The organism is Fructilactobacillus florum 8D, from assembly GCF_000512295.1.
Lineage (GTDB): Bacteria > Bacillota > Bacilli > Lactobacillales > Lactobacillaceae > Fructilactobacillus > Fructilactobacillus florum.
On sequence record NZ_ALXG01000040.1, the window covers coordinates 1 to 2,126 of the forward strand.

Consider the following 2,126-nt stretch of genomic DNA (forward strand, 5'->3'; position numbering starts at 1 on the left):
TGAGTTTCTATGGAAAAGTTAGACACTTCATATAATTTTATATTTTTAAGTATTTACACCTATATTCAACCGGTGCGTTATCTAAAACTATTTGAAAAGATCCCTGGACAATCATAATGAAACCGCTAACTAATCAATTTCACCACGATCATAGGCCGAGAGCTTTTGCTGTAGCTGATTAATCGTCGCCTGCAAGTCCTGTTTTTGACAGGTTAATCGTGCTAACTCATCGCTCAGAATCTTTCTACGCAACGGTTTGGTCTGACAACCATCCATAAATAATTTAGTATACTCAGCAAGTGTTTTTACTGGGATTCGAACCTGGCGCATGCACTTAATGAAGGCAATCCACTGCAGGTCCGTTTCACGGTAATTTCGCTTTCCACCAACCCGTTCCACTGGTGGAATCAAACCCGCCCGCTCATAGTACCTCAGCGTAACCGCTGTCAGGTGATATTTTTGCGCCACTTCAGAAATTTTCATCAATCTAACTCCTATCATTTGACTTAAAGTCAAGGTTAAGTAATACACTAATTTAAGTCAAGGAAAGGAGTCTTACTATGAATTTAATGAAAGATAAAGTATTGGTCATCACTGGTGGATCATCTGGAATCGGTGCAGCCACTGCCAAATTGGCAGCTGAGCAAGGAGCGCAAGTCGTTATCGGGGCACGAAACGAGCAACAGTTGCAGAAAGCAGCGACTGCCAACCCCGAACGGATTAGTTACCAAGTTACCGATGTAACTAACCAGGACTCAGTCAAAGCGCTGATCCAGTTCGCCATCACCAAATTTGGTAAGGTAGATATTTTGTACAACAATGCTGGAATCATGCCTCAAGGTTTGTTGCGCAAAAATAAAGCCGACAGCTGGCAAAAGATGCTAAATATTAATGTAATGGGCGTTTTAAACGGAATTGCTGCGGTTCTCCCTTCCATGAAGGAACAGGGTCATGGTTTAATTATGGCAACTGATTCAGTAGCTGGGCACGTCCTGTATCAGGGATCAGCCGTCTATAACGGAACAAAATTTGCGGTTCGTGCCATCATGGAGGGACTCCGTCAAGAAGAACATGCTAATAACATCAAGACCGGCATCATCTCACCTGGAGCCGTTGAAACTAACTTACTCAGCACTGTGGGCGATGATGACATTAAAAAAGCTGTCGAAAATGCTAATCAACAGAAAAATGGGGCGTTGTCTGCTGAAGATGTAGCCCAATCAGCCGTCTTCATGATGAACCAACCAGAAAATGTTGATATCAACGAGATTCTCGTTCGCCCAACCGGGCAGAACGTTTAACCTAGCCCTAACTAAATAATCCCTCAGCCAAATTCAGCTGAGGGATTATTTAGTTAGGCGACTGGTTTACTATCGTCAAAGATTGGTGAGACTTGATTATCACTATAGCGAGCAGCAACTGGGGTTACGTACAGCTGAACCCCATCCTTTTGAAACATCTCCAAGGCAGCAATCCGCTGCATCAGTGCTTTCGTTTCTGTGGATTGTAAATCCTGATTAGCATAGTTCAATTTCAACGTCCGTAGTTTGTGTTGTTCTGATTTAAAGACTAATTCTAAAACTTTCATATTTTACCCTCCATTAGGCAGTTAAAACACTAGTATCACTGACAACTACTTTTTTAACCTGATCACCAGATAGTTCTGCTAAAATTGTTCCAAATTTTTCAAGTTGGTTATCGGAAACATTTGCTACTACGCTGGCAAAACTACGACGCAACCCCGTCTCGTGGCCAGTCCCCACCATCGTATAAGTTGCCGTTGTTTTCATCCAATTCTTTTTCATAGTCTGCTCCTCATTAACTTCTAATTTTATAAGTGGTTGGCCAACCCTTACCTAGATAGAAACGTTTTACCGAGCAAATGTGTTACCCAAAAGTCCAACAGCTTTTTGTTGAATCCGTAAGCGCCATTGGTAAAGGGTCTTACGTGATACTTGTAGTTCACGAGCCATACAACTAATTGTTTTTCCTTCAAGGTATAGCCCTCGTAAAAGTTGCTGCTCTGATGAATCCAATTTTTGTAAAATTGCACCAAAAAGTAATTCGGTTTCATAATCAGGAGTCGCAGTAAAAATCTGATTAGTAAGCTCGGTTACCCCCCCCCC

5 protein-coding genes are annotated in these 2,126 nt (G+C 42.0%); 1 reads left to right on the forward strand and 4 read right to left on the reverse strand.

The window, feature by feature from the left end:
* Window positions 1–129: 129 nt before the first annotated feature.
* Entirely contained in the window at window positions 130–483 is a 354-nt protein-coding gene (locus tag B808_RS04940) for a MerR family transcriptional regulator (protein ID WP_009166620.1), read from the reverse strand.
* A gap of 77 nt (window positions 484–560) precedes the next feature.
* Between B808_RS04940 and B808_RS04945 the strand changes: the two genes are divergently transcribed.
* A complete protein-coding gene (locus tag B808_RS04945) occupies window positions 561–1,301 on the forward strand; it encodes an SDR family oxidoreductase (protein ID WP_009166621.1) in 741 nt (246 codons plus the stop codon).
* Window positions 1,302–1,354: 53 nt separating this feature from the next.
* On the opposite strand, the gene B808_RS04950 is transcribed toward B808_RS04945, so the two are convergent.
* The 3 genes from B808_RS04950 to B808_RS04960 form a co-directional block, all read right to left on the reverse strand.
* Window positions 1,355–1,588, reverse strand: coding sequence for a DUF2922 domain-containing protein (locus tag B808_RS04950; protein WP_009166622.1), 234 nt, complete (start codon window positions 1,586–1,588; stop codon window positions 1,355–1,357).
* 13 nt (window positions 1,589–1,601) lie between these two features.
* Window positions 1,602–1,805, reverse strand: coding sequence for a DUF1659 domain-containing protein (locus B808_RS04955; protein ID WP_009166623.1), 204 nt, complete (start codon window positions 1,803–1,805; stop codon window positions 1,602–1,604).
* A gap of 66 nt (window positions 1,806–1,871) precedes the next feature.
* Window positions 1,872–2,126, reverse strand: a 255-nt coding sequence (locus B808_RS04960) for a helix-turn-helix domain-containing protein (RefSeq protein ID WP_035422298.1), incomplete at its 5' end; no start/stop codon positions are given.

What these genes read in the sequence shown, in the direction of transcription:
- B808_RS04940 (WP_009166620.1), bottom strand. Translation starts at nt 483, where the DNA reads ATGAAAATTTCTGAAGTGGCGCAAAAATATCACCTGACAGCGGTTACG.
- B808_RS04945 (WP_009166621.1), top strand. Translation starts at nt 561, where the DNA reads ATGAATTTAATGAAAGATAAAGTATTGGTCATCACTGGTGGATCATCT.
- B808_RS04950 (WP_009166622.1), bottom strand. Translation starts at nt 1,588, where the DNA reads ATGAAAGTTTTAGAATTAGTCTTTAAATCAGAACAACACAAACTACGG.
- B808_RS04955 (WP_009166623.1), bottom strand. Translation starts at nt 1,805, where the DNA reads ATGAAAAAGAATTGGATGAAAACAACGGCAACTTATACGATGGTGGGG.